22 protein-coding genes are annotated in these 23,458 nt (G+C 70.7%); 14 read left to right on the plus strand and 8 right to left on the minus strand.

Annotation, left to right across the window (positions count from 1 at the left end; all coding sequences use genetic code 11):
* Positions 1-56 precede the first annotated feature (56 nt).
* The 11 genes from J116_RS06255 to J116_RS06305 all read left to right on the plus strand — a co-directional run bounded on the left by J116_RS06255 (position 57) and on the right by J116_RS06305 (position 9,486).
* Positions 57-680, plus strand: a complete 624-nt coding sequence (locus tag J116_RS06255; protein WP_023586235.1) for a hypothetical protein — start codon at positions 57-59, stop codon at positions 678-680.
* A 173-nt stretch (positions 681-853) separates the two neighbouring features.
* Complete coding sequence (locus tag J116_RS06260; protein ID WP_023586236.1) at positions 854-1,291, plus strand: hypothetical protein; 438 nt, start codon at positions 854-856, stop codon at positions 1,289-1,291.
* An 83-nt stretch (positions 1,292-1,374) separates the two neighbouring features.
* Positions 1,375-3,648 carry a hypothetical protein gene (locus tag J116_RS06265; RefSeq protein ID WP_023586237.1) on the plus strand — a complete coding sequence of 758 codons (2,274 nt, stop codon included), beginning with the start codon at positions 1,375-1,377 and terminating at the stop codon, positions 3,646-3,648.
* Positions 3,649-3,657: 9 nt separating this feature from the next.
* Complete coding sequence (locus J116_RS06270) at positions 3,658-4,722, plus strand: hypothetical protein (protein WP_139140468.1); 1,065 nt, start codon at positions 3,658-3,660, stop codon at positions 4,720-4,722.
* Complete coding sequence (locus tag J116_RS06275) at positions 4,719-5,687, plus strand: hypothetical protein (RefSeq protein ID WP_023586239.1); 969 nt, start codon at positions 4,719-4,721, stop codon at positions 5,685-5,687. Before J116_RS06270 ends, J116_RS06275 begins: the two co-directional genes overlap by 4 nt.
* Positions 5,688-6,331: 644 nt before the next feature.
* On the plus strand, positions 6,332-6,775 hold the full coding sequence (locus J116_RS28345; RefSeq protein ID WP_051203431.1) for a hypothetical protein: 444 nt from the start codon (positions 6,332-6,334) through the stop codon (positions 6,773-6,775).
* Between the two features lie 130 nt (positions 6,776-6,905).
* Positions 6,906-7,328, plus strand: coding sequence for a hypothetical protein (locus J116_RS06285; RefSeq protein ID WP_023586240.1), 423 nt, complete (start codon positions 6,906-6,908; stop codon positions 7,326-7,328).
* The gene (locus J116_RS06290) at positions 7,325-7,960 is read left to right on the plus strand and encodes a hypothetical protein (protein WP_023586241.1); all 636 of its coding nucleotides are present in this window, start codon (positions 7,325-7,327) and stop codon (positions 7,958-7,960) included. Before J116_RS06285 ends, J116_RS06290 begins: the two co-directional genes overlap by 4 nt.
* A 161-nt stretch (positions 7,961-8,121) precedes the next feature.
* Entirely contained in the window at positions 8,122-8,712 is a 591-nt protein-coding gene (locus tag J116_RS06295; protein ID WP_139140469.1) for a hypothetical protein, read from the plus strand.
* A 57-nt stretch (positions 8,713-8,769) separates the two neighbouring features.
* The gene (locus tag J116_RS06300) at positions 8,770-9,108 is read left to right on the plus strand and encodes a hypothetical protein (protein WP_023586243.1); all 339 of its coding nucleotides are present in this window, start codon (positions 8,770-8,772) and stop codon (positions 9,106-9,108) included.
* 144 nt (positions 9,109-9,252) lie between these two features.
* Positions 9,253-9,486: a DUF397 domain-containing protein gene (locus J116_RS06305; RefSeq protein WP_023586244.1), complete on the plus strand. Its 234-nt coding sequence runs from the start codon at positions 9,253-9,255 to the stop codon at positions 9,484-9,486.
* A gap of 175 nt (positions 9,487-9,661) precedes the next feature.
* On the opposite strand, the gene J116_RS06310 is transcribed toward J116_RS06305, so the two are convergent.
* The 7 genes from J116_RS06310 to eccB all read right to left on the minus strand — a co-directional run bounded on the left by J116_RS06310 (position 9,662) and on the right by eccB (position 16,480).
* On the minus strand, positions 9,662-9,967 hold the full coding sequence (locus J116_RS06310) for a WXG100 family type VII secretion target (RefSeq protein ID WP_023586245.1): 306 nt from the start codon (positions 9,965-9,967) through the stop codon (positions 9,662-9,664).
* Between the two features lie 66 nt (positions 9,968-10,033).
* Positions 10,034-10,354 carry a WXG100 family type VII secretion target gene (locus J116_RS06315; RefSeq protein ID WP_023586246.1) on the minus strand — a complete coding sequence of 107 codons (321 nt, stop codon included), beginning with the start codon at positions 10,352-10,354 and terminating at the stop codon, positions 10,034-10,036.
* A gap of 79 nt (positions 10,355-10,433) precedes the next feature.
* Positions 10,434-11,687, minus strand: coding sequence for a S8 family serine peptidase (locus J116_RS06320; protein ID WP_023586247.1), 1,254 nt, complete (start codon positions 11,685-11,687; stop codon positions 10,434-10,436).
* Positions 11,688-11,699: 12 nt separating this feature from the next.
* The gene (locus tag J116_RS31205) at positions 11,700-13,127 is read right to left on the minus strand and encodes a WXG100 family type VII secretion target (protein WP_028963746.1); all 1,428 of its coding nucleotides are present in this window, start codon (positions 13,125-13,127) and stop codon (positions 11,700-11,702) included.
* 20 nt (positions 13,128-13,147) lie between these two features.
* Positions 13,148-13,573, minus strand: a complete 426-nt coding sequence (locus J116_RS06330) for a hypothetical protein (RefSeq protein WP_023586249.1) — start codon at positions 13,571-13,573, stop codon at positions 13,148-13,150.
* Between the two features lie 101 nt (positions 13,574-13,674).
* Entirely contained in the window at positions 13,675-14,919 is a 1,245-nt protein-coding gene (gene mycP, locus J116_RS06335) for a type VII secretion-associated serine protease mycosin (RefSeq protein ID WP_023586250.1), read from the minus strand.
* A gap of 10 nt (positions 14,920-14,929) precedes the next feature.
* Positions 14,930-16,480 carry a type VII secretion protein EccB gene (gene eccB, locus J116_RS06340; RefSeq protein ID WP_023586251.1) on the minus strand — a complete coding sequence of 517 codons (1,551 nt, stop codon included), beginning with the start codon at positions 16,478-16,480 and terminating at the stop codon, positions 14,930-14,932.
* A 237-nt stretch (positions 16,481-16,717) separates the two neighbouring features.
* Between eccB and eccE the strand changes: the two genes are divergently transcribed.
* The 3 genes from eccE (at position 16,718) to J116_RS06355 (ending at position 22,384) form a co-directional block, all read left to right on the plus strand.
* Entirely contained in the window at positions 16,718-18,049 is a 1,332-nt protein-coding gene (gene eccE, locus J116_RS06345; RefSeq protein ID WP_023586252.1) for a type VII secretion protein EccE, read from the plus strand.
* A gap of 269 nt (positions 18,050-18,318) precedes the next feature.
* Positions 18,319-18,999, plus strand: a complete 681-nt coding sequence (locus tag J116_RS06350; protein WP_028963748.1) for a hypothetical protein — start codon at positions 18,319-18,321, stop codon at positions 18,997-18,999.
* A gap of 295 nt (positions 19,000-19,294) precedes the next feature.
* Entirely contained in the window at positions 19,295-22,384 is a 3,090-nt protein-coding gene (locus tag J116_RS06355; RefSeq protein ID WP_394331476.1) for an SCO5717 family growth-regulating ATPase, read from the plus strand.
* An 89-nt stretch (positions 22,385-22,473) separates the two neighbouring features.
* Here the strand turns inward: J116_RS06355 and J116_RS06360 are convergent, their stop codons facing one another.
* Positions 22,474-23,427: a bifunctional riboflavin kinase/FAD synthetase gene (locus J116_RS06360; protein WP_023586255.1), complete on the minus strand. Its 954-nt coding sequence runs from the start codon at positions 23,425-23,427 to the stop codon at positions 22,474-22,476.
* Positions 23,428-23,458 lie beyond the last annotated feature (31 nt).

The following is a 23,458-nucleotide window of genomic DNA, read 5'->3' on the forward strand; positions in this document are numbered from 1 at the left end:
GGTCCAGAGGCCGGGCGGGGAGCAGGTCGGAAGCGCGGAGCCGGAACTTCGAGAAGGTGGTCAACGCCTTCGCGAAGGACGTGGGACCAGAGGGGGCCGACATCCCCGACGCGCTCCGGGCCAACATGGCGAACGCCGTGACGTACTACACGGACGACGTCTTCCAGATCCTTGTTGGGCAGGCCGACTACTCCGCGGAGAGGTACTCCACCGCCCCCAACGACATCGACCTCGGCGACCGGACCGTCCTGGCGTTCCTTCGCCCCCTGGCGGCCGACGAGGAGGCGTTCGGCGCGATTCGCGCGTCGGTCTTCCGCCGGGTCGACAGCGACATCGCCGCGCTCGGCAAGGCCGACCTCGCCACAGCGCCGAAACGGGCACCCGGTGAGCCGGAGCGGGACAGGGCCACAGGTGTGGCCATCCGGTCCGGTCGGGTCACCGGAGCCCTCCGCAAGCTGTCGGGCGAGGCCATCACCGCCAGGTACGGGAAGGGAACGGAGCAGCGCATGGCGGCTCTCGAGCGCGATGCCGAGCGGTCCGGCCTGCCGCGCCTGGTGCAGGCGTTCGTCACCCGCGCGGAGAGCGCCGGCGTTCCCGACCCGAGCAGCTCCGGGAGCAGGTTCGGGGACATCCTGGATACGGCGGAAAGCGGCTACTGGCACCGTTCCGGGGGTTACTGACCCCCGCGCCCCCGCGCCCCGTGCCGACAGGGCGGGACGACCATACGGCGGTGGCCACGGGGCGGCCGATCGCGTGCGGGGCCCGGCCCAACGAACCTCGCCCTTCGATACCTTGATAGAACTGCTGTCCAGAAAGACACCACCGGATCGGTGCACACCACGGGGGAGACACGATGGGATTCGACGAGGAATGGGCCCAGCTGCGCAGTGAGGCGGCCGCACGCCAGTCCTCCGGCACGCGCCTGAACCAGCTCGCCCCGGCGGGCGGCGGAGGCGGGGGCGGCGAGGCCGACTTCGGGTCCGACCCGAAGAAGAAGGGCACGGCGAGCAATCAGCTCTCCGGCGAGGTCACCACCCTGACCAAGAACGCGGCGAAGAAGGCCGACGAGGCGACGAGCAGCGCCGTCACCGCCTTCTCCGGCTGGGAGACGGCGGCCGGCCTGAAGAAGGTCGAGAAGACCTGGGACAGCCAGGTCAAGATGCTGTTGGGCCGCTTGAGCAGGGAGGCGAGCAGCCTCGGGGAGACCCGGAGGATGTTCCAGAACAACGACTTCGGGCTTTACAACGACTTCCAGGTCCTGAAGAAGCCCTCGCCGGAACCAGGACGATAGGGCACGGGCGGACCAGCCGCATCTGGTCGGCCCACCGCGCGCACGGGGAGATCGTTCGGACGATGAAGGGCGAGGCGTAACACGTGGCACTCACGTACAAGAAGATCATGGAAACGGACTTCGGCAAGCTCACCAGCGCCGCCAAGGCGTGGGACGACATGGCCGCCGAGTTCAAGAAGGCGGAGTCGGCCTACTCGGCCGCCGTACAGGGCGCCAAGCCGGGCTGGAGCGGGGTGGCCTTCGGGACCGCACGTGTGAACTTCGCCGCCACGCAGTATGAGTACGGGGCAGCACAGACACAGGCGAAGGCGATCGCGAGCCTGTTGCGCGACGCGCACCAGCAGTTCACCGAGCTGAAGTCCCGGATCACGTCACTCGTCGCGGATGCCGTCAAGGACGGGATGGCGGTGGACGGGGAGGGCAACGTCAAGTTCGACACGAGCAAGCTCACTGACGATGTCCGCCGGGCCTACCATCACGATCCCGACTACCAGGCGTCGACGAGGTCCGCTGCCGCGAGCTGGGCGGCGCAGATCAAGAAGTACGTAAAGGCGGTCGACGACGCGGACGCCGGTGTGAAGCTCGCCCTTGAGGCGGCCGTCCGCGACGAACACGGCGGCAAGAACGACGAAACCTACGGCGTGGGGTTCAACGGCAAGGCCCAGGGCGATGTCGAGGTCTACGAGGCCCGCAACACCGCGGAGATCGGAACAAGGCTCGCCGGCGGCGAGAACGTCTCTTCCGCGGATCTCGCCGAGTTCAACCGCTCCCTGCGGGACAACGCGAAGAACCAGGAGTTCAGCAAGACGTTCCTCAACGGGCTCGGCACTGAGGGCACCATCAAGCTCGGTACCCAGCTCGACCGTCTCGCGTACTTCCAGGACGCCGACAACAAGAAGTCGTACGAGTCCATCAAGGGCGGCATCGCCAATTCCATCGCCACCGCGACGAAGGACGCGGGATTCCAGAAGCAGTGGCGTGAGGACATGCGGAAGTTCGGCGTGGCCGAATACGACGGTCCCGCAGGTTCCGGCACGCCCGCCAAGGGTTCGGACGGCAAGGTTCTCGGCTACCAGGTCCTGATGGGCATCATGGAGCACGGCGATGCCAAGGGTTACGACGGCTCCTTCGTCCGAGGTCTGACCGAGGACATCTACGCGGCCGAGAAGGCCAGCAAGGGCAATATCTGGGACATCAGCCAGCAGTACAACGAGAAGAACGCCTCGTGGTTCGTGAACGACCCGCTGGACAGCGCTCTCGGTCTGCTGAGCAAGCACCCGGATGACGCCACCAAGTTCCTCGATCCCGGCTCAACCAAGGAGCAGGTCGAGAAGTCGGCGCTCAACTACCTCCTCAAAGAGCGTGATTGGAAGGGCATCGTCCCCGAGTACTCGGAATGGACGAAGGTCGAGACGTCCCGTGTCGCACACGGCAGCCCTGTGGAGGACGGCGACGCGCGAGTCGGCTTCGCAGCAGCCTTGGAGGCTGGCGCCACCGGCCGCGTGGCTGGTTCCCCAGTGGTCGCGGGCCCGCACAGCGAGGCACAGGCAGCGATCCTGCACGAAACCATCAAGATCCTTGATCGGGAAAGCAAGGGAGACGAGGTTCCGGAGAACCTCAAGGTCCCGCTGGGCCGCACCATGAACTCGTACGCGGGAGACGTCTTCCAGATCCTCAGCGGCGAATCCCCCAACCCGAACGGGGACACGATCAAGGCCAACGGAAATGACTCCCACATTGCCAGCGACCAGCACAGTCTGATTCGCGTGATGCGCGGCATCTCCGACGGCGTTGTCGGCGAAACATCCGACGGTGACCCCATTCGCGTGTTCGACGTTCTCTACGAGGCGCAGAAGGGTCAGGCTGCTGAGCACCTCGCCGGTGCCACAAACGTGCCTTCAGGGCGCACCAACGATGTAGTCGCGGACTGGAACATCAGAGCCCGTGATGTGGGCGAAACCATGGGGGCGATGACCGGAATCGGCTCCGACATGATCCTGGACAATCGCGATAATGCGGTCGGAAAGATCAATGACCAGGCTCGTTATGCCTACCATGCGGGCGGTGGGATCGTGAACTTCATACCGGTGGTTGGCGACGCTGCACAGCGCACAGTTGATGCGATTACTTACGAGTGGTCCAAGGATGTCAGCAGCGCAGCGGAACTCACCGCGCGCACGGAGGACTCGAGGAATTCCACGCAAGGCAAGGAAGGCACGCAGGCGATTCTTGACGCATGGGCCAGGCAGCAGGGAGTGGACGAAACGGCCGGCTTCAAGAACTCCAGGGACGAGTCCGAGGGAAGCTACAAGGACGGCCGAGAAGAGGCATTCGCGGCGCTGCGCACGAGGAAGTGAGCGACTCCCATGGCACACGTATCACGACGGTGGAAGATCGCGGTGCCGCTGGTGTCGCTCGCGCTCATCGGCTCCTGGGTGCACCTCTCGTACAACACGAACGTGCTGGGTGACGAGGAGCTGTGCGGCGGGCTGGTGTCCGCGCGGGCGGCCGAGACGGCGTTCTCCCGGACGGGCCGGGTCTCCGACGACGGCGACCCCGGCCCCCGCGCGGGCGAGGCGTCGTTCGACTGCTGGCTCGACAACACCTCCGCCCTCCCCGGCTTCCCGGACCTGGAGATGCACCTCTACACCACCCGCGACCGGGGCGACGAGGCGTTCACGGGCGGCGGGCCCGGGCAGGCCGCGGTCACCTCCTTCTCCGGCCCGGCCAGCGGGGCCGTCGTGAAGGACCACAAGGCGTGGGTGTGGCTTCCGCCCGCGTGCCTGGACGGCGAGTCCATGCGGGTCAACGTCACCCTCATGAGCGGGGAGGCCTCCGCCGACCGCGTGGGGCTCGCCGCACTCGCGGTGGACGCGGCGAACGGGCTGATGGACCACATGAAGTGCGACGCCGACCGGCTCAAGGCCCCCCGGAGCCTCGCCGCCACGCCGGTGGAACGGGACGCCGAGCCGGGGAGGCTGTGCGGCGTGCCCGGTTTCTCCCTGCCCGCCGCGTCGACCGGGCAGGCCCGGAAGGTCCGCGAGATCGCGCCCGCCGCCCGGGGGCCGCTCTGGACCTGCTTCGTGGCCCTGGAGCAGGGCCCGGGCGACGACTCCCGTGGCCGGGACCGGGGCAGCGGCTTCGCCACGTACTCGGTCGTCCAGGACCCCGTGGTGATCGGCGGCATCAAGCAGTCCAAGGGGTACGCCGAGGAGTCACCGGTCGACGGCTGGCCCGTCACCGGCTTCGACTCCACGCACATCGTCGCCACCTGCGGCGGCAAGGAGACGTACTTCGCCATGGAGACCGGCACGCAGCAGCTCCGGTCGTGGGAGAGGCCCGGCGCCCCGAGGGAAGCGGAACTGTTCCGCTCCTTCGTCGAGAAGGCCGGGCCCTCCTTCGGCTGCACCGACGTGACGGGCGCCCGATGAGCCGCTCGACTCCGGCCCGCCGGGCCCTGCTGCGGTGGGGTGCGCCCCTCGCCGCACTGGTCCTGGTGGCCGGTGGCGTCCTGCTCGGGAAGACGACGAACGCCTTCGGGCCCGACCGGGTGTGCCGCGGCTGGGTGACCGCCGCCGACGCCCAGCGGGCGCTGGGCGGCACCGGACCGCTGAGCAGTACCGAGTCCGAGCCCGGATCGTGCCAGGTGAGGCTGGGCGGCTGGGACCCCGGCGCGGGCACGATGCTGATCATCGCGCCGGTGGACAGGTCACCGCGCTTCCCCTTCGACCAGGGTGTGTGGCACATCTCGGGCAACGCCCCGATCCTGGTCGGCTCCCGTACGGCCGGGGCGGTGGACAAGCGCGGGGGCTGGGTGCTGCTTCCTGACTCCTGCCGCGAGGCCGTCCCCCAGGCCAACGAAGACGAGCGACTGACCCTGAGGGCGACGGTCCTGCACGGCGACGGCGACCCGGCGGGGCTGGCACGGGTCCTGGAATCGGCCGCCCGGGGGCTGGTTGAGCAGCACGGCTGCGCCGGGCCCGACGCGGTCACGGTGGGCGAGCCGAGCAGCGCGTCACCGGCCGTCGCGACCGACTTCGGCACGGTCTGCGGGCTCGACGGGTTCACCCTGCCACAGCCGCACAGCGGGACGGTGGTGGAGCGAGTCTCCGGCTCCCGCGACGGGGACGGCTGGTTCTGCGACCTGGCGTTCTCCCACGACTCGAGCGAGGGGTCCTTCGCACGGTTCGCCATCGTGCGGCACCCGGACTTGGCTACAGCCCTCAGCAACACCCGCTTCCCCCGTGCGCGATGCGGAGGCAGGGACACGTACTTCGCCTGGGACGAGAACGACTACTGGACCCCCGAGAAACGCGCCAACGCGGGCTTCCCCGCCAAGAAGGATCTCAGCGAGGCGTTCAGAACCGCAGCCCGCAAAGCTCTCCGCTGCACATGACATCGGGCGCGTAGACACAGGCTTACGGCAGTCACGCCCCACGGCCACGCTATGGACAGCGAGCGCCAGTTCTGGGCTCTCAACAATAACGCGAGGACGGCGACAACCGGGTCGGCCTCGGCGCGTCCTGGAAACCCAGTACTCAGCAAGGGAATAGTGATTACCGGCATGCGCGAAATAAGGAAACGTAGTACGTAGTATTGGCCTCGCCGCAGCTCTCGCCGCTGCGACTGCTGCAGTCGTCGTGCTCTGGCCGGGAGAGGATGCCGCCTCGCCGGGATCAGATGCCTGCTTCTCCATCTTGTCGAAACTCGAAGTGGAGGCTTCGGGTGACATAACATCCTGCGGTAACGCTCTGGAGAAGGCAATGACCGGCACAGGCGCGGGACATAAGCCTCCGAAGGGGGGGGCCTCAAAGGCTTCCCGAGAAGAACAGTAAAGCTCTTGAGCTGGTCATCACCACCTACACGGAGCGGACGGAGAAAGGAGAAACGGTACCAGTCCCGTCCGAGATCAAGAAAAATCTCGCGAATGCGCTGTCCTACTACGCCGGCGACGCCTACGAAATCCTTGCAGGACAGGTCGACTACTCAGATCCACAGCACTCGACAACCCCCAACGACATCGACATCGACACCCCTGTCATGAGCGACTTCCTCGACGCCCTTGCCGACGATGGAGACGCTTTCAACATTATCCGCGAAGCGCTCTTCAGCGAGATCGATGCAGAGCTCGAGGATTTGGGTAAGCAGGACTTCCTCAGTGAGCCGAAAGATGAACCAGGAAAGGCGTTCATCGATTCAGGTCTGGGCACCGCCATCTCGTCGGGTACTGTCACGGGAGACCTTCGCAGGGCACGCATCAACGCCTTGACAAGGCAGCACGAGAACAATAAGTCCGCAGCCGAGAAAGCACTGCTCGAGGACTACGAAACCTACGGTTCTCCAAGGCTCCGAAAGCTCTTTCAGGATCGCTCAGCTGCTCTGGGAGCGACAGAGACCGCGGCGGGGAGACAAAGGCTCGACAGTCTCCTCTCCAAGGCTGCAGAGGCGTACTCGAGAGGCACCGGGTTCAAAGACCGTGTGTGACGATGACCGCGGAGCGCATGAAATCGGCTGCGGGCGGGGAACGTGACGGGAGGAGCCGTGAAGGCCGGGTCCTGCACCCTTGTCGGCCGCGCGGTCCTCAGGATGGGAACAGAAAGGGCATTCAGCTCTCATGACGCGCCATAAGGGCGTCACCGCCGTCGTGGCCGCGGTCGCCGCGGTCGCCGTGGTCGCGGCGAGTCTGCTGGGGCTGTGGACGTGGTGGAACACCAACCTGCTCGGGGACGAGGCCTATTGCGGCGGCAAGCTGACGCGTGCGGAGCTCGACTCCGTACTCGGCACCGAGGGGCGCATCTCCAGCGTCGCGGCCCAGGGCGGGGAGGAGAGTCCCGAGTTCCGGTGCACGGTGGAGCGCACCAGCAAACTCCTGGGCGCCGAGCCCATGGAGAACGAGGTGAGCACCGCCGTGCAGGAACCGGACTTCGCGTTCCAGACGCGGGTCTGGCGGGACCCCGGGTCCATGACGTACTTCTCGGCGGGCGCCACCGGTGCCGTCTCGGAGACCCGCGGTTGGGTCATGCTTCCCCAGAAGTGAAGTGCCAGGAGGACGTCGGCTACCTCGTCCAGGCGGTGATGCGGAAGGGGAAGGCCGAACGCACGCAGCTCGCCGGCATGCTGGTGCAGGCGGCTCAGCGCGTGGCCGCCAGCGCGGGCTGCGCCCCGGACGACGTCACGCCCGACTTCGAGCTGGGTGAGCGTTCGGACGCCTCAGCGACCGACGCCCGGTCGGCCTGTGACACCAAGGGCCTCGCCCTCCCGGCGAGCGCCTTCGTCGCAGGAAGGGCCGAGCCGGGCGAGGAGACGGTCAGCACGAGCAAGCGGACCTGGGCCTGCGACCTGAGTCTCGCCGGGACCGGCAAGTCGAAGATCTCCTTCGCCGTGTCGTCCGACCCCCGCATCGTCAACGACCGGCTTCGCACCGAGCCCGGCTTCAGCGAATTTCCCGACGGCAAGGGCCTGATCGACGGGCACCGCCGCGCGATCCTGAAGTGCGGCGAGCAGAGCGTCTACTTCGGCATGCGCCCGAACGACGCCTACCAGGAGCTGCTTCTCGAGCGGGAGCGACGCGAGCAGTACGAACCCACGGTGCGGGGACTGTTCCAGTCGTTCCTCGACGCGGCAGGCAAGGAGCACGGCTGCCCGACGGTCACCGTCCCCGCGAGCTGAGAAACGGCGGTATCCGCCCGGTGCCGAAGGAGCGACCGACCTGCTCCTCGGCGCCGGGCGTCGCCGTGAGCGCACATCCACGATTTTCCCGACCGTGTCCATTTGGCAGGTAGAACATGAACGATTCCGGAGCGTCCCGATCCCGACGTGGACTGGTGATCGTGGCAGGCCTGATCGCGTTGGCGCTGGTCGCCGCCGCCGTGGCGTTCCTCGTGCGGGGCGACGACGGGCGCGACTCGCTCGCGTCGGCCTGCGGGGGCCGGCTGCACGACCCGGGCCTTGAGGAGCTGCTCGGTTCCGCCGACCTCCGGCTCGGTGACTCCTCCACGGAGGATTCCTGCGCGGTGAAGGACGCGGGTGAGGGCAAGGCATCCCTCAAGGTCGAGGTGCGGGAAGCCGACGTGGCGACCAAGCTTCTGTCCGGGATTCACCGGCAGAACGCCCACGTCGGGACCGAAATGGTCACCCCCATCGGGAACGGCTGGGCGGGCGTGCTCAACACCAGCGGCCCCAACCGCGCCTACGCCACCGCCTACGTGGCATGTGAGGGCGCCGGTTCGGGCCTGGTGGTCACGGCGGACGCGTACCGCGATCCGTCGGCACGCCCGCTCAACGAGGACGGGCAGCGGCTCCGCCTGGCGCGGCTCACCACGGAGACCCTCCGCAACGCCGCGTCCGGCGCCGCCTGCAAGGGCGCCCGCCTGGGCACCGAGGTCAGCGACCTTCCAGGTGACACCACGCGAACGCTGTAGGCCAAGGGGCAGGCAGCGGGAAGCTGCCGGGGTGTCCCCCACGCCGCCTACGAGAGCGTGTCCGACAAGGACGCGCCCGTGGTGGACTGCGTCGTGGCCGATGACTCGGGAGAGAAGCGCTTCAGGCTCTCCGCCTACTACGGCCCCTTTGTGAAAAGCGCTCGGCTGGAGACGCTGCGCGGGAGCCAGGCCGTGCGGGACCACGGCGGCAGCCAGGGTTTCCACTGGACGACCGCCGCGTGCCCGTCGGGAGAGGCCCTCTTCACCATCGAGACGCTGGAGACGGGCGGAGGCAAGTTCACCGCGCCCGACGACAAGGCGGAGACCGAGGCGCTGCGGGCCTTCGCCGAGGCGTCCACCGGGCGCCACGGCTGCTCCCCGCCGAAGCTCCCATGACGCTGACGTTCGCGACCGGCCTCCGCTACGGGGGCTTATACCACTGGTGGGGCGAGTTCGGGGCTTCGGGTGACGGGTCGCGCGCACCCGCGGATAATTGAGCCGCAACGCCGTACCGCCAGCACCTCGAAGGGAACCGGCCTGATGGGCACTCAGCAGGAGAAGGACGAGCTGTACGCGCTCGACATCAGTGGGGTGGAGTGGCACGGTGCCCCGGGGACGAGCCCGGACGAGGAGCGGGTCGAGATCGCGTACCTGCCGGGCGGGGCCGTGGCCATGCGGTCGTCGCTGGACCCCGACACCGTGCTGCGCTACACCGAGGCCGAGTGGCGGGCCTTCGTCCTGGGCGCCCGGGACGGGGAGTTCGACCTGAAGTGACGCCGCTGATCCGCCGGTGCGGACAGCGCGGTGGGGCCCGCTCGGCGACGAGCGGGCCCTTGCCGTTGCCGGGCGGGGAACCGTCGTACGTTGGCGGGCGGGCCGTCCCGCGTACGCGAGAAGGGGCATGCTCCGGGCGAGCATGCCCCTTCTCACACCCCCGCGGGGCCGTGGATCAGAACCCCTCGGTGAAGAGCTGCGACGCCTTCTTGTCGGTCGCCTGGTACTTGCCCTTGCCCTCTTCGATGATCTTGGAGATCTGGTTGAGCTGCTCCCTCATGTGGCTGGCGCGCGCCCGGTACTTCTTCTGGAGCACCAGGTACTCGCGGTGCGCCTCACCGTCCCACGTGTCCGTCACGACCTTGATGGCCTGCTCCATCCGCTGCAGGTCTTCATAGGTGTCCTTCGCCAGGAAGCGGAGGCGCTCGGCCATGGCCGTGACGCTGCTGTACCGTACCTTGGTTCCGAGATCCTCGGACATGCTGTCTCCCTCGTTCGTGTGCGGCTGGTCCGCTCGGCGGGCCGGTCAGGACCGGCCGTCGGCCGGTCAGACGTTGTTGAGCCCCGACTTGTTGATGGCGGCGAAGCTCGCCCGCACGTCGAAGTCGTTCTGGCTGTTGAGGTTCTTGGTCTGGCCCACGGCGTTCTTCAGGACATCGAGGAGCCGGCGGATCTCGTCGTGGTCCTGGTTCAGCTGGATCTGCGCCCCCCGGAAGCCCTCGGCACCGGCACCGGTCCAGCCCGCGCGGCAGGTCTCGAGGATGTCGGCCATCTCGCGGGCCTGGCGGCTGATCTGGACGGCGGTCTCCTCGATGGCGTTCTGCGCCTGCTTGACCGTGTGTTCGACTAGCTGGAAGTTGTCCGTCACGTGACGCTCCTTGTCGTGGATGGTGGGCGTACGGCGCCGGATACTCCGCTGCGTCCCCCGTACGTCCGCTGACTCGTAGCTACGCTCTCCTGCTGCGTACGCTCACCGCGACGACGACGCCGATGAGGGCGACGACGGCGACGGCACTCGCGACGACGGCCCAGAGGGGGAAACCGCCCTCTTCGGACCTGGCGGCCGCTTCCGGAGCCGCCTGGGGCTCCTTGGACGGGCCGCCCTCGCCGCTTGCCCCCGTGCTTTCAGGAGAGGGGGAGTTCTGGGGTGCCGCGCTGCTGCCGGGTGCGGGAGTCTGCCCGCGCGCCGCCAGCAGCGGGTTCACGTCGGCCGGGCCCGGGTCGCCCTGGCCCTCCAGGAGGACCTTCGCGGGGCGGACGCCACCGAAGCCGATGTACTTGCTCGGGACCGGGCCGTTGCGCCCGGCGGTCTCCATCATGACCCGGAGCACCTGGTTGTTCGTCCAGTCGGGGTGAGCCGACCAGATCAGCGCGGCGGAGGCGGAGGCGATGGCGGTGGCACCGCTGGTGCCGTCCTTGGCGCAGAAGCGCGCTTTGTCGCTTTCGCAACGCCCCACCAACTCGACACCGGCCGCAGCAAGGGCGACATGGTCCCCGTAGTTGGAGAACTTGGCCACCTTGCCCTTGGTGTCCAGCGCCCCTACAGCGACAACCCCGGGAACAACCGCCGGGTACTCAGCCAGTTCCGCGCCCTCGTTGCCGGTTCCAGCGAAGATGAGCGTTCCTTTGTTGAGGGCGTAGTCAACGGCGGCCTGCAGCTCGGCTTCCTGCCCAGTCACCGATGAAGTGACCATCGAGATGTTGATGATGCGGCTTCCCTCGTCAACCGCGTGCCGGATGGCCTTGCTCAGCGGCCCCGCCAGACCGAACATGCCTTTCATTCCGGGAGTCGCTACCTTGACCGAAAGGATCCGGGCATCGGGCGCCAGGCCTTTAATGCCCCCGGCTGCACCGGTGCCAGCGATATAGGCCGCCATGTTCGTGCCGTGCTGGACCGTCTCAGCCCCGTCCTTGCTTCCGCCGGTCACGTCGGCGGTGAGGTCGGCACCTACCTGGACCTTGCCGCGTAGCTCGGGGACTGTGGGGTCCACTCCAGCGTCGAGCACGGCGACGGTGATGCCCTTGCCGGTGCTCACTTTCCACATCTCTTCGGCCTTCATCGCGTCCAGGTACCACTGGCGCGAGCGCACGTCCTCCGCCTGGGCGGCCGGGGCGCCGGCCAGCACCAGCGCGGCAACGGTCGCCACGGCTCCGAGCACACCGCCGACACGGTTACGGAAGGCACGGGTGAGATGGGACATCGGCGGGTGCTCCTAGTCGATGACGGGCGGGACGATCTTGCGCTGGCCCATGGTCCAGGTCTCCTCGTCCTCCGTCAGGTAGTCCGGACGACCGGCGGCCTGGCGCCGTTCCTCCCTGCCCGGCTCCGTCGAAGCCGGGGGCCGCACCAGTCCCGTGCCGCCCGGGGTGAACGTACCGCGCCCAACCGCTCCGGAGGCGGCCGGGCCGCCAACGGTTCCACCCGGCTGGGTCGCCAGCCGACGCCCCGACCCGGCACCCGCACCGGGGCCTGTGCCCCCGTACGCGCCCATACCCTGGCCCGGCAGGCCCATCGGGCCACGGGCCATGGGATTCCGCTCCTCCCCCACGACCGTGCCCATCGGCGGGCGCGGACCCGTGGGAGAGCCGTTCGTCCAGCCATGCGCGGGCTTGCCGCCCATGATGCCGTCCGGGCCGCCGACACGCGGCATACCGCCCATGGGACCAGGACCAACCGGACCCACACCACGGGCCATACCCGGCCCCACCGGACCGGCAGGCGTCCCAGGGCCTCCGGGGCCCGAGGGAACGCGCGGCATGCCAGGGACGCCCTGCTTCGGGTTCAACCCCGTGGACACCGGCGGCAGCGGACCCGGGCCGGTCGGACCTGTGGTGACTGGCGGCGAAGTCGTGGTCTGCGCAGGCGGACGGTTGCCCGTCTCCTGCGGAGCCGGAGGCGCGACGGAGTCAAGATTCATCCCTACGGGAACCTCAGGGGTCGCCGTCGCCCCTTGACCCGCCGGACCCGACGGGCGCGCCGTATGCTCTGGAGAATGCTGTGCAGCAGCCGGCCCAGAGGGGCCGACAGAAGAGCTTCCCGAGGCCATGTAGGCGCTGCTGCCGCCGGATGTACTGCCTCCGGCGTAGGAGGACCCTCCGGCACCGGTCGGGGTGTTAGTGCCGAGGGGACGCTCGTGCTCGTCGATAAGGCCATTGCCGGGAGGCAGCGGGAACCTCGGCTCCGGCTCCGCCTCCATCCGCCCCTTTGCCGTCTTGTAGTACGACGACAGGCGCTCCATCAGCCGGATGGCCTCCTGGAGCTTCGGGCCCGTCTCGTCCTTGATGCGGGCCTCTTCCTTCTCCGGGTCCGCGAAGCACATGCCCGCAGGCTTCGGCATCGACTTCTGCGTCTCGCTCAGCGCCTGGCCTGCGCGCTGCATCTCCGCGCCGACCGTCGTGGCGAAGTCGCTGAGCTTCAGGGTCTCCGACACCATGTCGGCACCCCACAGGCGGAACATGTCGCCGCCCTGGCCCTCCCACTTCACCTTGTCGAGGTACAGGCGCAGGTCCGACGCGATCTGGATGATCTGCGGGGCCGCGGCCTCCAGCAGCCCGCCCGCCTTCGTCAGATCACCAGGCCTCGCCGACGCCACCATGGCGTGCAGAGCATCGAGAGACTTTCCTTCGAAGTCGCCTGACATATGTGTACTCCCCCGTCGGCTCAGCTGTAGGTGCTGGAGTCGGCGGCACCGCCGGACCCCGACTCCTTGGACTTCTCAGCTGCGTAGAACTCCTGATTACGCTTCTGAATCTCTTTGAAGCGGTCCTTCACGTCCACGTCGATGCCCGTGTAACCCTTGTCCGCCACCTGCACGGCGATGCCCAGCGCCTCGATCGTCTCGCCGAACATCTTGGACAGGTTCTCCAGGCGCGTGCGGACCTTCTCGTAGCCGGAGTGCAGGTCGCTCGCCGCGCTGAAGCCCGTGCCGTACGCGTCCGCGGTGACCTTCTGCTCACCGATCTGCTGGTGCCCCGCGGGCGATTCCGCCAGCGTCCGCAGGATCTCGTCCACCCGGTTCTTGAAGGTCTGGAGCGTCACACCCTTGACGTCCAGGTCCTTGCCGCCACCCCCGACCGGCGCTTCCACCTCGGTGCCCCCTCGTCGCGCTCGTCAACGGATTGTCACTGTAGTCAATAGTCGAGTAGGACCCAACATCAGTTCGTACTAGCCAAGATGAGTACGCGTACTCAGGTCCGCATCCTGCGGCGCCTGCTCGCGTCGCGGACCACCGTCGTCGTGCCCGCCACCACGGAGACGAGTACCGCCGCGATGCCGAGCGCGTACGTCGCCAGGCGTTCGTCGCGCTCCTCGGGCGTCTCCGACATGGCCACGAACGCCGGTTCCGGCGCGGGGGCCTTGGGCGGGGCAGGGTCAGGACTCGGGGACTCGATCGGCCCGGCCTCGCCGTCCAGGGCTCGGACCGGGTCCACCACGCCCCAACCCACATAGTTATCACGCCCGTTGACCGAGCGCTCGGCCGTTTGCTCGATCTGGGCCACGATCTGCCGGGCGGTCCACTTGGGGTACTTGGCACGAACCAGCGCCGCCACCCCCGCGACGTACGGGGCGGAGAAGCTGGTGCCGTTGTCCACGCACTGGCCGCCGCCCGGGACCGTCGAGACGATGTCCACGCCCGGCGCGGACACGCCCAGGAACTCCCCGGCCTGGGAGAACGGGGCCCGCTCGTTGTTGCGGTCCGACGCGCCGACCGCGAGGACGCCGGGGAAGGCCGCCGGGTAGGTGTTCTTCACCTTGCCGTCCAGACCGTTGTTGCCCGCCGAGGCGACGACGACGATGTCCTTCTCCAGGGCGCGCGCCACGGCCCTCCCCAGGTCCGAGTCCGGGCCCAGGGGCTCGGTGGTGTCCTGGGAGATGTTGATGATGTGGGCTTCCTTGGCGATCGCGTGGTCGATGGCGTCGGCCATCGTCTTCGACGTGCCGCTGTTCTTCTCGTCGTTCTGGCGGATCGGGATGATCGTCGCCTCCGGGGCCAGGCCGACGAAGCCGGTGCCCTTGCGGGGGCGTGCCGCGATGATGCCGGCGACCTTCGTCCCGTGGCCCACCTCGTCGACCGTGCCGTTGGTCCTGCCCCGCTTGTCGTCCTCACCGGCCTCCTTGTCCGGTTTGAGAAAGTCGGCCCCCGCCGACGCGTCGACGGCCGGCTTGAGCTGAGGGTTGGCCGTGTCCACGCCCGTGTCGATGACCGCGACCCGCACCCCCTTGCCCTTGGTGTCCTCCCACAGCTGGTCGAGCAGCACCCGCTGGAGTGCCCAGGGCGTGCCCTCGAACTGCTTCTTCATCGGGAAGGTGCACTCGCCTCCGCCGTTCAGGCGGGACTTGGCGTCCGGCTCGGCCGCCGACGCGTGCGGCGGGAGGGCGAGGGCCGTCGTCAGAGCCGCTGCCGTGGCGAGCAGTGTCGCTGCCTTGCGCATCCGTCTCCCCCTACGAACCCTGCGGCTGGCGGGCGCTGTTCGTGTCGAGCCGCGGGCCCTTCGACAGGAACTCCGACCAGGTGATGGGGACGAGGGCCGGGGTGACCCTCTCGTAGCCGAGACGCTTCTGGGCCTGGCTGGGTTCCGGCCGGCCGTCGGACTGCTGCCCCTGGTCGCCGGCGCCGATGTCGGAGCGCTTGCTGTCGCTGTCGCCGTTCGACTGGACCGCGTAGCGCAGGCCGGTGTCCGTGACCAGGAAGAGCGAGCCGTCGGGCTTCGTCTGGTTGCCTCGGACCTGCGTGTAGAGCAGGCCGGTGCCGGGCGTGACGTACGTGCTGCTGCCGCCGGACGTGATCTCCGCCGGGTACTTGGTGCCCGCCCAGGTGGAGAGCGTGGTGCGGCCCTTGTCGTCCACCTTGCGCAGCACGCTGCACACCGTGTCGCGGGCTCCCTCGCCGCCGGGGGAGTTGACCTGGACGGCCCGGTGGGAGGGCCAGCGCTGCTCCGCGGCGAACGTCGTGGGCTCGGGGCGGAACGACGCGTTGTCCACGCCGGACGCCTTGCCCGCCATGTCGAGCCGGTCGGTCTGCGGGGAGTTGATCAGGAGCCAGGCGGTGAAGTCGCTGACCGGCTGCACCTTGCCCTTGAGGACGACGTAGTGCTCCGTACCGGAACCCGTCTCGGCACGCAGGACCATGCCGACCCGGTCCTGCGTCTCGCTGAGGCCGCCGCCGACGCCCGCGGGGTCACCCACGGCACCGGGGATCTCCGGGAAGTCGATGGGGCTGCCCTCGTGGAGTGTGGCCAGCCAGTCGTCGGTGACGGTCTGCGGCTGCTTGTTGCCGACGAGCGCGCGGGTGAGGACCGTGGAGTCGGACTCGCTGCCGCGCACCTTGTACTTGGTGCCGCTCGCGTCCACCAGGTAGCGGTCGTCGTCCTTCTGCCCCTGGACGTAGAGCACTTCGCCCTTCTCGAGCCGCTCCTCGCCGTCGGTGCGGCGGAAGTCGCGTTCGGCGAGGACGAAGGTGGCCCTCTGGACGCTGGCGCCCTTGCCGCCCCCGGGCTGCACGCACACCGCCCAGCGCTTGGCCTTGGCGGCCTCGGTCTCGCTGGGAAGGCGGTCGGGGGCGTACGGGATGCCGAGGATCGGCCCGCGCGGCGGCTTGCCCGCGTCGAGGACCTCGTCGCTGACCTGGATGACGCCGAACTTGTCGGGGCTGAGCAGCAGTCGCGCGGAGGCGAGGTTCAGCACCGGGTGGAGCAGCGTCTTCTCGTCCTTGCCCTTGCCGGTGGTCAGCACCACGTAGCGGGTCGTGGACTGCTTGCCGATGATCACCTTGGTGCCGGGCGCGGCCCAGTCCTTGGGCGCCACGGGCTTGAACATGCCCCATGCGCCGAAACCGGCGAGGATCAGCGCGCCGATGATCAAGCCGGGCAGTACCGCCCGCAACGGCCTCGGCGCGCCCTCCTCCGTACCGGTGGGCGTGGGTTGGAGGAATGCGGCCACCGTGCGCTTCTTCGCGAAGGTGTAGGCGTTGAGCTCATCCCGCCGTGATGCCATGGGTCCCCGTCTTCGAAAAGGCCGTCTGCGAGTCCGATGTGGCGCGCCCCGGGAGGCTCCCGCTGTTCCGCGGGCGTCGCACACGCACTGGCGGAGCGTGGCACCCGGCAGCCGCGTTGTCGGACCGGCCCCCTACTATGCCTGCTGACGGAGGGCCGTTGCGGGGCGGGTAGGGTGATCCAGCCGCCAACGCCCTGGCAGGCCAGGCTGATCGGGATGAATCGGGGGATCTCCATCATGGCTTCCGCGACGCAGACGCGCGCCTCGGCGCCCGCGACCGCCGGGGCCACGGCTGGGGACACGACCGCCGCGTCCACCCCGTCCCGCGGCCGTGTGTCGGCCTCCGCCGGAGGCGCGCCACGCCTCAAGAGCCGCTCGGGGCGCGTGGGTGCGTTCCGACTGCAACAGCTCGTCCTGGTGGAGCTGGCGGCGGCGCTGCTTCTGGTGGCCTGGGTGGTCGATCCGCTGCTGCTGGTCCCGGCCGGTGCCGGGGCGGCGCTGCTGGTGCTGCTGGCGGTGGTCCGCCGCCACCGGCGCTCGCTGCCGGAGTGGCTGTCCACGGTGTTCGCGCTGCGCGCCAGGACCCGGCGCGCCGCGTCGCTGACCGTTCCGCCCGGTACGGAGCCGGGCCTCGCGCCCGTCGTCGAGTGCGACCCGTCGCTGCGCACGTACACGTACAGCGACCGCGACCGGCGCCCGGTGGGGATGATCGGTGACGGTACGTTCCTCACGGTGGTCCTCCAGGTCGAGCCGGCCGCGACCGCGCTGCGCACGGAGCGCACCGAGCGTCCGCTCCCCCTGGGGCTGGTCCGGGACGTGCTGGAGGTGGACGGCATCCGCCTGGAGTCGGCGCAGATCGTGCAGCACACGCAGCCCGCGCCCGCCCCGCACCTGCCGCAGCAGTCCATCGCCGTCCGCAACTACGGCCCGCTCCAGGAGCAGACGGGCTCTCCGGCGGTGCGCATCACGTGGGTGGCGCTGAAGCTCGACCCGGAGCTGTGCCCGGAGGCCGTGGCGGCGCGCGGCGGCGGTCTCGAGGGCGCGCAGAAGTGTGTCCTGCGGGCCGCGGACCAGCTGGCGAGCCGTCTCGCCGGTGCCGGTTTCCGCGCGACGGTGCTGACGGAGCAGGAGCTGACGTCCGCCCTGGCGACGTCCACCTGCGCCAACCCGATGGCCGTCGCCCAGGCGGGACGGACGAGGACGCCCGGCCGCCGGACCAAGGAGACGTCCCGCACCTGGCGCTGCGACGACCGCCGCCACACGACGTACTGGGTGGGGCGCTGGCCGCAGTTGGGGCCGGGCGGGGCGTCGCTGCCGCAGCTCGTCGCGCTCCTCACGTCCATACCCGCGCTCGCCTCGACGTTCAGCCTCACGCTGAGCGGCGGCGACCGGCAGGAGGTCACGGTGACGGGGTACGTACGGATCACCGGGCGCAGCGACGAGGAGCTCGTGACGGCGCGCCACGCGCTGGAGCGGGCCGCGCGCGGCGTGCGGACCGGTCTGGTCCGGCTCGACCGCGAGCAGCTGCCCGCGATGCTCGCCACTCTTCCGCTCGGGGGTGCTCGCTGATGTCCGCTCCGCTTTCCGGCCAGGCACCCGGTTCGCCGGTCCCCCACGGCCCGGGCGCGAGTGCCGCTCCCGGTGTGGTGGGCGGTCTGGTCGGCGGCCCGGCAGCGGGTGCTCCTTCACCGTCGGGCCCGCCCGGGGGCGCCTCCGGGCGCGGTCGGCGTCGCGCGGGGGGCGCGGCCCGGGGCGGCCACCGCCGCGCGGGTCAGGCCGAGCGGGAGGAGCGCGGCGGCCGGGGCTCCCGGGAGGGCCGGCCCCGTTTCGGCTTCGGTCTGATCGGCCCCCGCCGCGACCGTCACGCCCTGTCCCTGGACAGTCTCGAGTCGTTGGGGCTTCCGGTCGGTGACGACGGCATGGTGATCGGGGTGGACGCCGACGGCCGTCCCGCCGTGCTGGGCATCAACCGGCCGACGCCGTACGACGTCACGCTGATCGGCGGCCTGTGGACGGCCCAGGTGATGGCGCTGAGAGCCGCCGCGACGGGTGCTCGGGTCGCCGTGGAGACGGGCCGCGCACCGGCCTGGACGGCGCTCGCCCAGGCGGCGGGTGGCGGTCAGCAGTGCGTCACGCTGCACGATGTCGGGCGCGTCCCGCCGCAGGGCGCGTCGGCGGGCAGCCCGGTGGTCGTCGTACGGGACTGCGGGATGCGTCCGCCGCGTGGCCGTGTGGTCGCCGGGCCGTGGCAGTCGGTCATCACGCTGCTGCCGTACCTGAGTCCGGTCGCGCCCCGGCTGATGGAGAAGTCCGGACTTGTGGGCGTACAGCGGGTGTCGCCGGACGAGGCGGCCCAGATCGGCCGCATCCTGAACCTGCCGTGGGCGGAGGTGGAGGCGCTCTCCACGCTCGCCGACGGGGTCACGCTATGGTGCTCCGGGCGCGACCGGCGGTTCGTGATGACTCAGGGCACCGACGCCGAGACCGGACTGCTGGGCGCCGCACGCCGGATGGACTGAGGGCGGCGGGGCCTGTCCGTTCGTCGGCCCCGGCCCCGCCCGTACAGCGGCCGCGAAGCTCATCGGCGTGACGGCCCCTCACCTCGGTTCGTCACCCTCGGGCGCCGGGCGGTCGCATGGGGGTGCACGCGGGCACGCGGTGGCGCCCGGAGTGACGCCGATGTCCCTTCGAGGGGCCTGACGCGTGGGTGCGATCGGCGATTAGGGTGGTACGGGTCGGCCTCCGCCCCGCCGCGCGTCTGGGGGACTTCCGGGGAGCCGGCCGTACGGACGACAGGAACGGTCGCCCACACCCATGACGGCACAAGGGTGCTCGACCACACCAGGAGGCAACGTGAACGGCGATCGGGACGAGATCCACCGGGGATGGAACGCTCCTCCCGTTGACGATCCGTCCGATATGGACGCCGCCGAGGTGACGGGTGAGTTCACCATCGACTACACCCCGCCCGCCTGGTACACGCAGAACGCCGGGGGTGCGGACGCCTCGTCGCAGGGCGTGACGCCCCCTCCCCCGCCGCCGCCGACCGGGCAGCCCATCGCCGTGCCGGGTCTGCCGCAGAGCGGCGGGTTCCAGCCGCACCCCGTGCCGCCGCCCGCGCCCGAGCCCGCCGCCCCGCCCGTGGCGCCCGAGCCGGCCGCTCCACCTGCGGCGCCCGAACCCGCGGTGAGTTCCCCGTACGCGCCCCCGGCCGCTGCGCCTGCGGCGGCTGAGCCGTTCGGCGGCCGGGATGTGGAGAGCGGGGCCACGATGCGCTTCTCCCCCTCCGCGCTGAAGCGCGAGATGGACGAGATCGCCAAGCGCGCGGAGGCCGAGGCCGGGTCCGGCGCTCAGGCCGGGGCCGCGGACGAGACCGGCTCCGAGGCCGAAGCCGGGCAGCGGGGCGACGGCGGTACGACGGGGAACGCCTCCGACGCGACCGACAGCCCCGTCGCCACGGACGAGGAGCGGGTACCGGGCACGGCCGTCGCGGTGACGGACCAGCAGGTCCGGGACGACCAGGGCGATGACGACGGCGTCGGCCAGGAGCCGCAGGGCGGCGAGGCGGCCGGGGGCGACTCCGGTGACGGTCACGCCGACGGTGGCGGGGACGACGCCGACGCGGACCAGGGCCGCGGTGACGAGCCTGCCGACGGTGGTGCCGAGCCGTCCGGCGACGGGCAGGCGGCAGATGCCGCGTACGACGCCGCGCCCGCGTCGCAGTCCTGGACACCGCCGCAGGACGCCCAGGGCGGGCAGGGCGGGCAGCCGATGCCCGGGCTGCCGCCGTTGCCGCCCGAGTTCCAGCCCGCCGCGCCGCCGCAGGGCCAGCAGTGGCCCGGCGCCGACCAGTCGGCCGCGCCCGCGTGGCCGGGGGCGTCCCCCGTACCCGGCGCGCAGCAGCAGGCGCCGACCCCGTACGCCGACCCGCAGGCCGCCGCCGCGCAGCCGGGGGGCTACGGCTTCCCGCAGGGCCAGGCGCCGCAGCGACCCGGCCAGCCGCAGGGCGGGTACGGGTTCCCGCACCCGCACGCCGCGCAGGCGCAGCCCCCCGTACCGGATGCCCCGCAGGCGCCGCACGCCCAGGGCGGGTACGGGTTCCCGCAGGGGCAGCAGCCCGCGCAGCCGCAGAACCCGCCGGTCCAGGCGCCCGGGCACGGGGCGCCCGCGCCGCAGCAGGCCGGGTACGGCGTGCCGGGCCGGCAGGCGCACCCGGGCCAGCCGCCCGTACAGCCGCAGCCGCCCCAGCAGGCGCACCCCGGCCAGGCCCCGCAGCAGCCGGGCCGGCCCGGTCACCCCCAGGGCGGGTACGGCTTCCCGCACCCGCAGGCCCAGGCCCAGCCGGGACAGCCGCAGGCCCAGCAGGCCCCGGCGCACAACCAGCCGCCCCAGCCGCCCGCCGATCCCCGTACCGGCGCGGCCTGGCCCTCCCCCGTGGCGCACGACCAGCGGCAGCCGTCCGTGCCGGGCGCCCCGCTCGGGTACACGGCTGCCGTCGAGCTGTCGTCGGACCGTCTGCTCCGCAACACCAAGCAGAAGCCCAAGAGCAGCCGGAACCCGTCCGCCGGGTCCCGCTTCAAGCTGGGCGGCAAGAAGGAGGAGGCGGAGCGGCAGCGCAAGCTCCAGCTGATCCGCACGCCCGTCCTGTCCTGCTACCGGATCGCGGTCATCTCCCTCAAGGGCGGCGTCGGCAAGACCACGACGACGACCGCGCTCGGCGCGACCCTCGCCAGCGAGCGGCAGGACAAGATCCTCGCCATCGACGCGAACCCGGACGCCGGTACGCTCGGCCGCCGCGTGCGGCGTGAGACCGGGGCGACCATCCGCGACCTGGTGCAGGCGATCCCGTACCTCAACTCGTACATGGACATCCGCCGGTTCACCTCTCAGGCGCCGTCCGGACTGGAGATCATCGCCAACGACGTGGACCCGGCCGTCTCCACGACGTTCAACGACGCCGACTACCGGCGCGCGATCGACGTGCTGGGCCGCCAGTACCCGGTGATCCTCACCGACTCCGGGACTGGCCTGCTGTACAGCGCCATGCGCGGGGTGCTGGACCTCGCCGACCAGCTGATCATCATCTCGACGCCGTCCGTCGACGGTGCCTCCAGCGCGTCCACGACGCTGGACTGGCTCTCCGCGCACGGCTACGCGGACCTGGTGCAGCGGTCCATCACCGTGATCTCCGGGGTGCGCGAGACCGGCAAGATGATCAAGGTGGAGGACATCGTCCAGCACTTCGAGACCCGCTGCCGGGGCGTCGTCGTGGTGCCGTTCGACGAGCACCTGGCGGCGGGCGCCGAGGTGGACCTCGACATGATGCGGCCGAAGACGCGGGAGGCGTACTTCAACCTCGCCGCGATGGTCGCCGAGGACTTTACGCGCGCACAGCAGGCGCAGGGCCTGTGGACCGGTGACGGGCCCGGCGCCATGCCCCCGCAGATGGCCCCGCCGCTGCCGGGCCAGGGCCAGGGCCAGCCGATGCCCGGTCAGCCGATGCCGGGTCAGGTGCCGGGCCAGGGCCAGCCCGTGCCCGGCCAGCCGTACCCCGGCCAGGCCCAGCCGCCCGCGCCCGGACAGTACGCCGCCCAGCCCCCGTACGGCGGTCAGCCGCCCGTACCCGGCCAGGGCGCCGCGCCGGGCCAGCCGTACGGGCAGCCGCCGCAGGCCCCGGGCCCGTACGCCCAGCCGGGCGTGCCCCCGCAGGGCTGGACCCAGCAGCCCCCGGCGGGCCAGCCGGGCCAGGGCCACCCCGGCCAGGGCCAGCAGCACCCGGGCGGCCACCACCCCGGCGCCCACCAGCAGCAGCCCACCGACCCCAACGCGCCCGCCCCGGCCCCGGCCTGGCCCCAGCAGCCGCCCCAGGCGCCGCAGGCCCCGGCCACCCCGCCGCAGCGATAGCAGCAGGGGCAGCGGGGCAGCAGGAGAACGGAAACGGAAAGGGCCCGCACCATCCCGGTGCGGGCCCTTCGCCATGAGCGGCTGAACGTCTACCGGGCGTCGTACTCCCCGGTCAGCTCGCGGCAGCGCTTCACGTCGTCCGCGATGGCCTCCAGCAGCGCCTCGATCGAGTCGAACTTCTTCTGCCCGCGCACATAGGCGAGGAAGTCCACGGCCACGTGCATCCCGTACAGGTCCAGCCCGACGCGGTCGATGGCGTACGCCTCGACGGTCCGCTCGGTCCCGTCGAACTGCGGGTTCGTGCCGACGGAGATCGCGGCCGGCATCCGCTCGCCGTCGGCGGTCAGCCACCCGGCGTAGACGCCGTCCGCGGGGATGGCCGTGTGCGGCAGGGTCTCCACGTTCGCCGTCGGGTAGCCCAGCTCGCGGCCTCGCTGGGCACCTCGCACGACGACACCCTCGACGCGGTGCGGGCGGCCCAGGATCTCGGCGGCGCCCCGGACGTCGCCCTCGGCGACCAGGCGCCGGGTCAGCGTGGAGGAGAACGGCTGCCCGCCGCCCGCCTCGCCGGTCACGTACAGATCGACGACCTCGACCTCGTAGTCGTACGTGCGGCCCAGCTCGGTCAGGTACTCGACGTTCCCGGCGGCGCGGTGGCCGAAGCGGAAGTTCGGGCCCTCGACCACCACGCGCGCGTGGAGCTTGTCGACGAGGACCTTCACGATGAAGTCGGCGGGCGACAGCTTCGAGAACTCGGAGGTGAACGGCAGGACCAGCACCGCGTCCACGCCCAGCTCCGCCATCAGCTCCGCCCGCCGGTGGTGCGGGGCGAGCAGCGGCGGGTGGCTGCCGGGGCGGACGACCTCGGAGGGGTGCGGGTCGAAAGTGACCACGACGGCGGGTACGCCCAGCTCGCGGGCGCGCTCCACGGCCCGCCCGATGATCAGCTGGTGCCCGCGGTGGACACCGTCGTAGGAACCGATGGTGACGACGCTGCGCCCCCAGTCCTGGGGAATCTCCTCCAAGCCACGCCAGCGCTGCACTGTGACCGCTCCTCGCCCGAACCCGTGTACG

It is taken from the genome of Streptomyces thermolilacinus SPC6, assembly GCF_000478605.2.
Taxonomy (GTDB): Bacteria; Actinomycetota; Actinomycetes; order Streptomycetales; family Streptomycetaceae; genus Streptomyces; species Streptomyces thermolilacinus.

Excerpts from the sequence above, each read along its gene's own strand:
- J116_RS06260 (WP_023586236.1), top strand. The coding sequence starts at position 854 with ATGGGATTCGACGAGGAATGGGCCCAGCTGCGCAGTGAGGCGGCCGCA.
- J116_RS06270 (WP_139140468.1), top strand. The coding sequence starts at position 3,658 with ATGGCACACGTATCACGACGGTGGAAGATCGCGGTGCCGCTGGTGTCG.
- J116_RS06275 (WP_023586239.1), top strand. The coding sequence starts at position 4,719 with ATGAGCCGCTCGACTCCGGCCCGCCGGGCCCTGCTGCGGTGGGGTGCG.
- J116_RS28345 (WP_051203431.1), top strand. The coding sequence starts at position 6,332 with ATGAGCGACTTCCTCGACGCCCTTGCCGACGATGGAGACGCTTTCAAC.
- J116_RS06285 (WP_023586240.1), top strand. The coding sequence starts at position 6,906 with ATGACGCGCCATAAGGGCGTCACCGCCGTCGTGGCCGCGGTCGCCGCG.
- J116_RS06305 (WP_023586244.1), top strand. The coding sequence starts at position 9,253 with ATGGGCACTCAGCAGGAGAAGGACGAGCTGTACGCGCTCGACATCAGT.
- J116_RS06310 (WP_023586245.1), bottom strand. The coding sequence starts at position 9,967 with ATGTCCGAGGATCTCGGAACCAAGGTACGGTACAGCAGCGTCACGGCC.
- J116_RS06320 (WP_023586247.1), bottom strand. The coding sequence starts at position 11,687 with ATGTCCCATCTCACCCGTGCCTTCCGTAACCGTGTCGGCGGTGTGCTC.
- J116_RS31205 (WP_028963746.1), bottom strand. The coding sequence starts at position 13,127 with ATGTCAGGCGACTTCGAAGGAAAGTCTCTCGATGCTCTGCACGCCATG.
- mycP (WP_023586250.1), bottom strand. The coding sequence starts at position 14,919 with ATGCGCAAGGCAGCGACACTGCTCGCCACGGCAGCGGCTCTGACGACG.
- eccB (WP_023586251.1), bottom strand. The coding sequence starts at position 16,480 with ATGGCATCACGGCGGGATGAGCTCAACGCCTACACCTTCGCGAAGAAG.
- eccE (WP_023586252.1), top strand. The coding sequence starts at position 16,718 with ATGGCTTCCGCGACGCAGACGCGCGCCTCGGCGCCCGCGACCGCCGGG.
- J116_RS06355 (WP_394331476.1), top strand. The coding sequence starts at position 19,295 with ATGACGGCACAAGGGTGCTCGACCACACCAGGAGGCAACGTGAACGGC.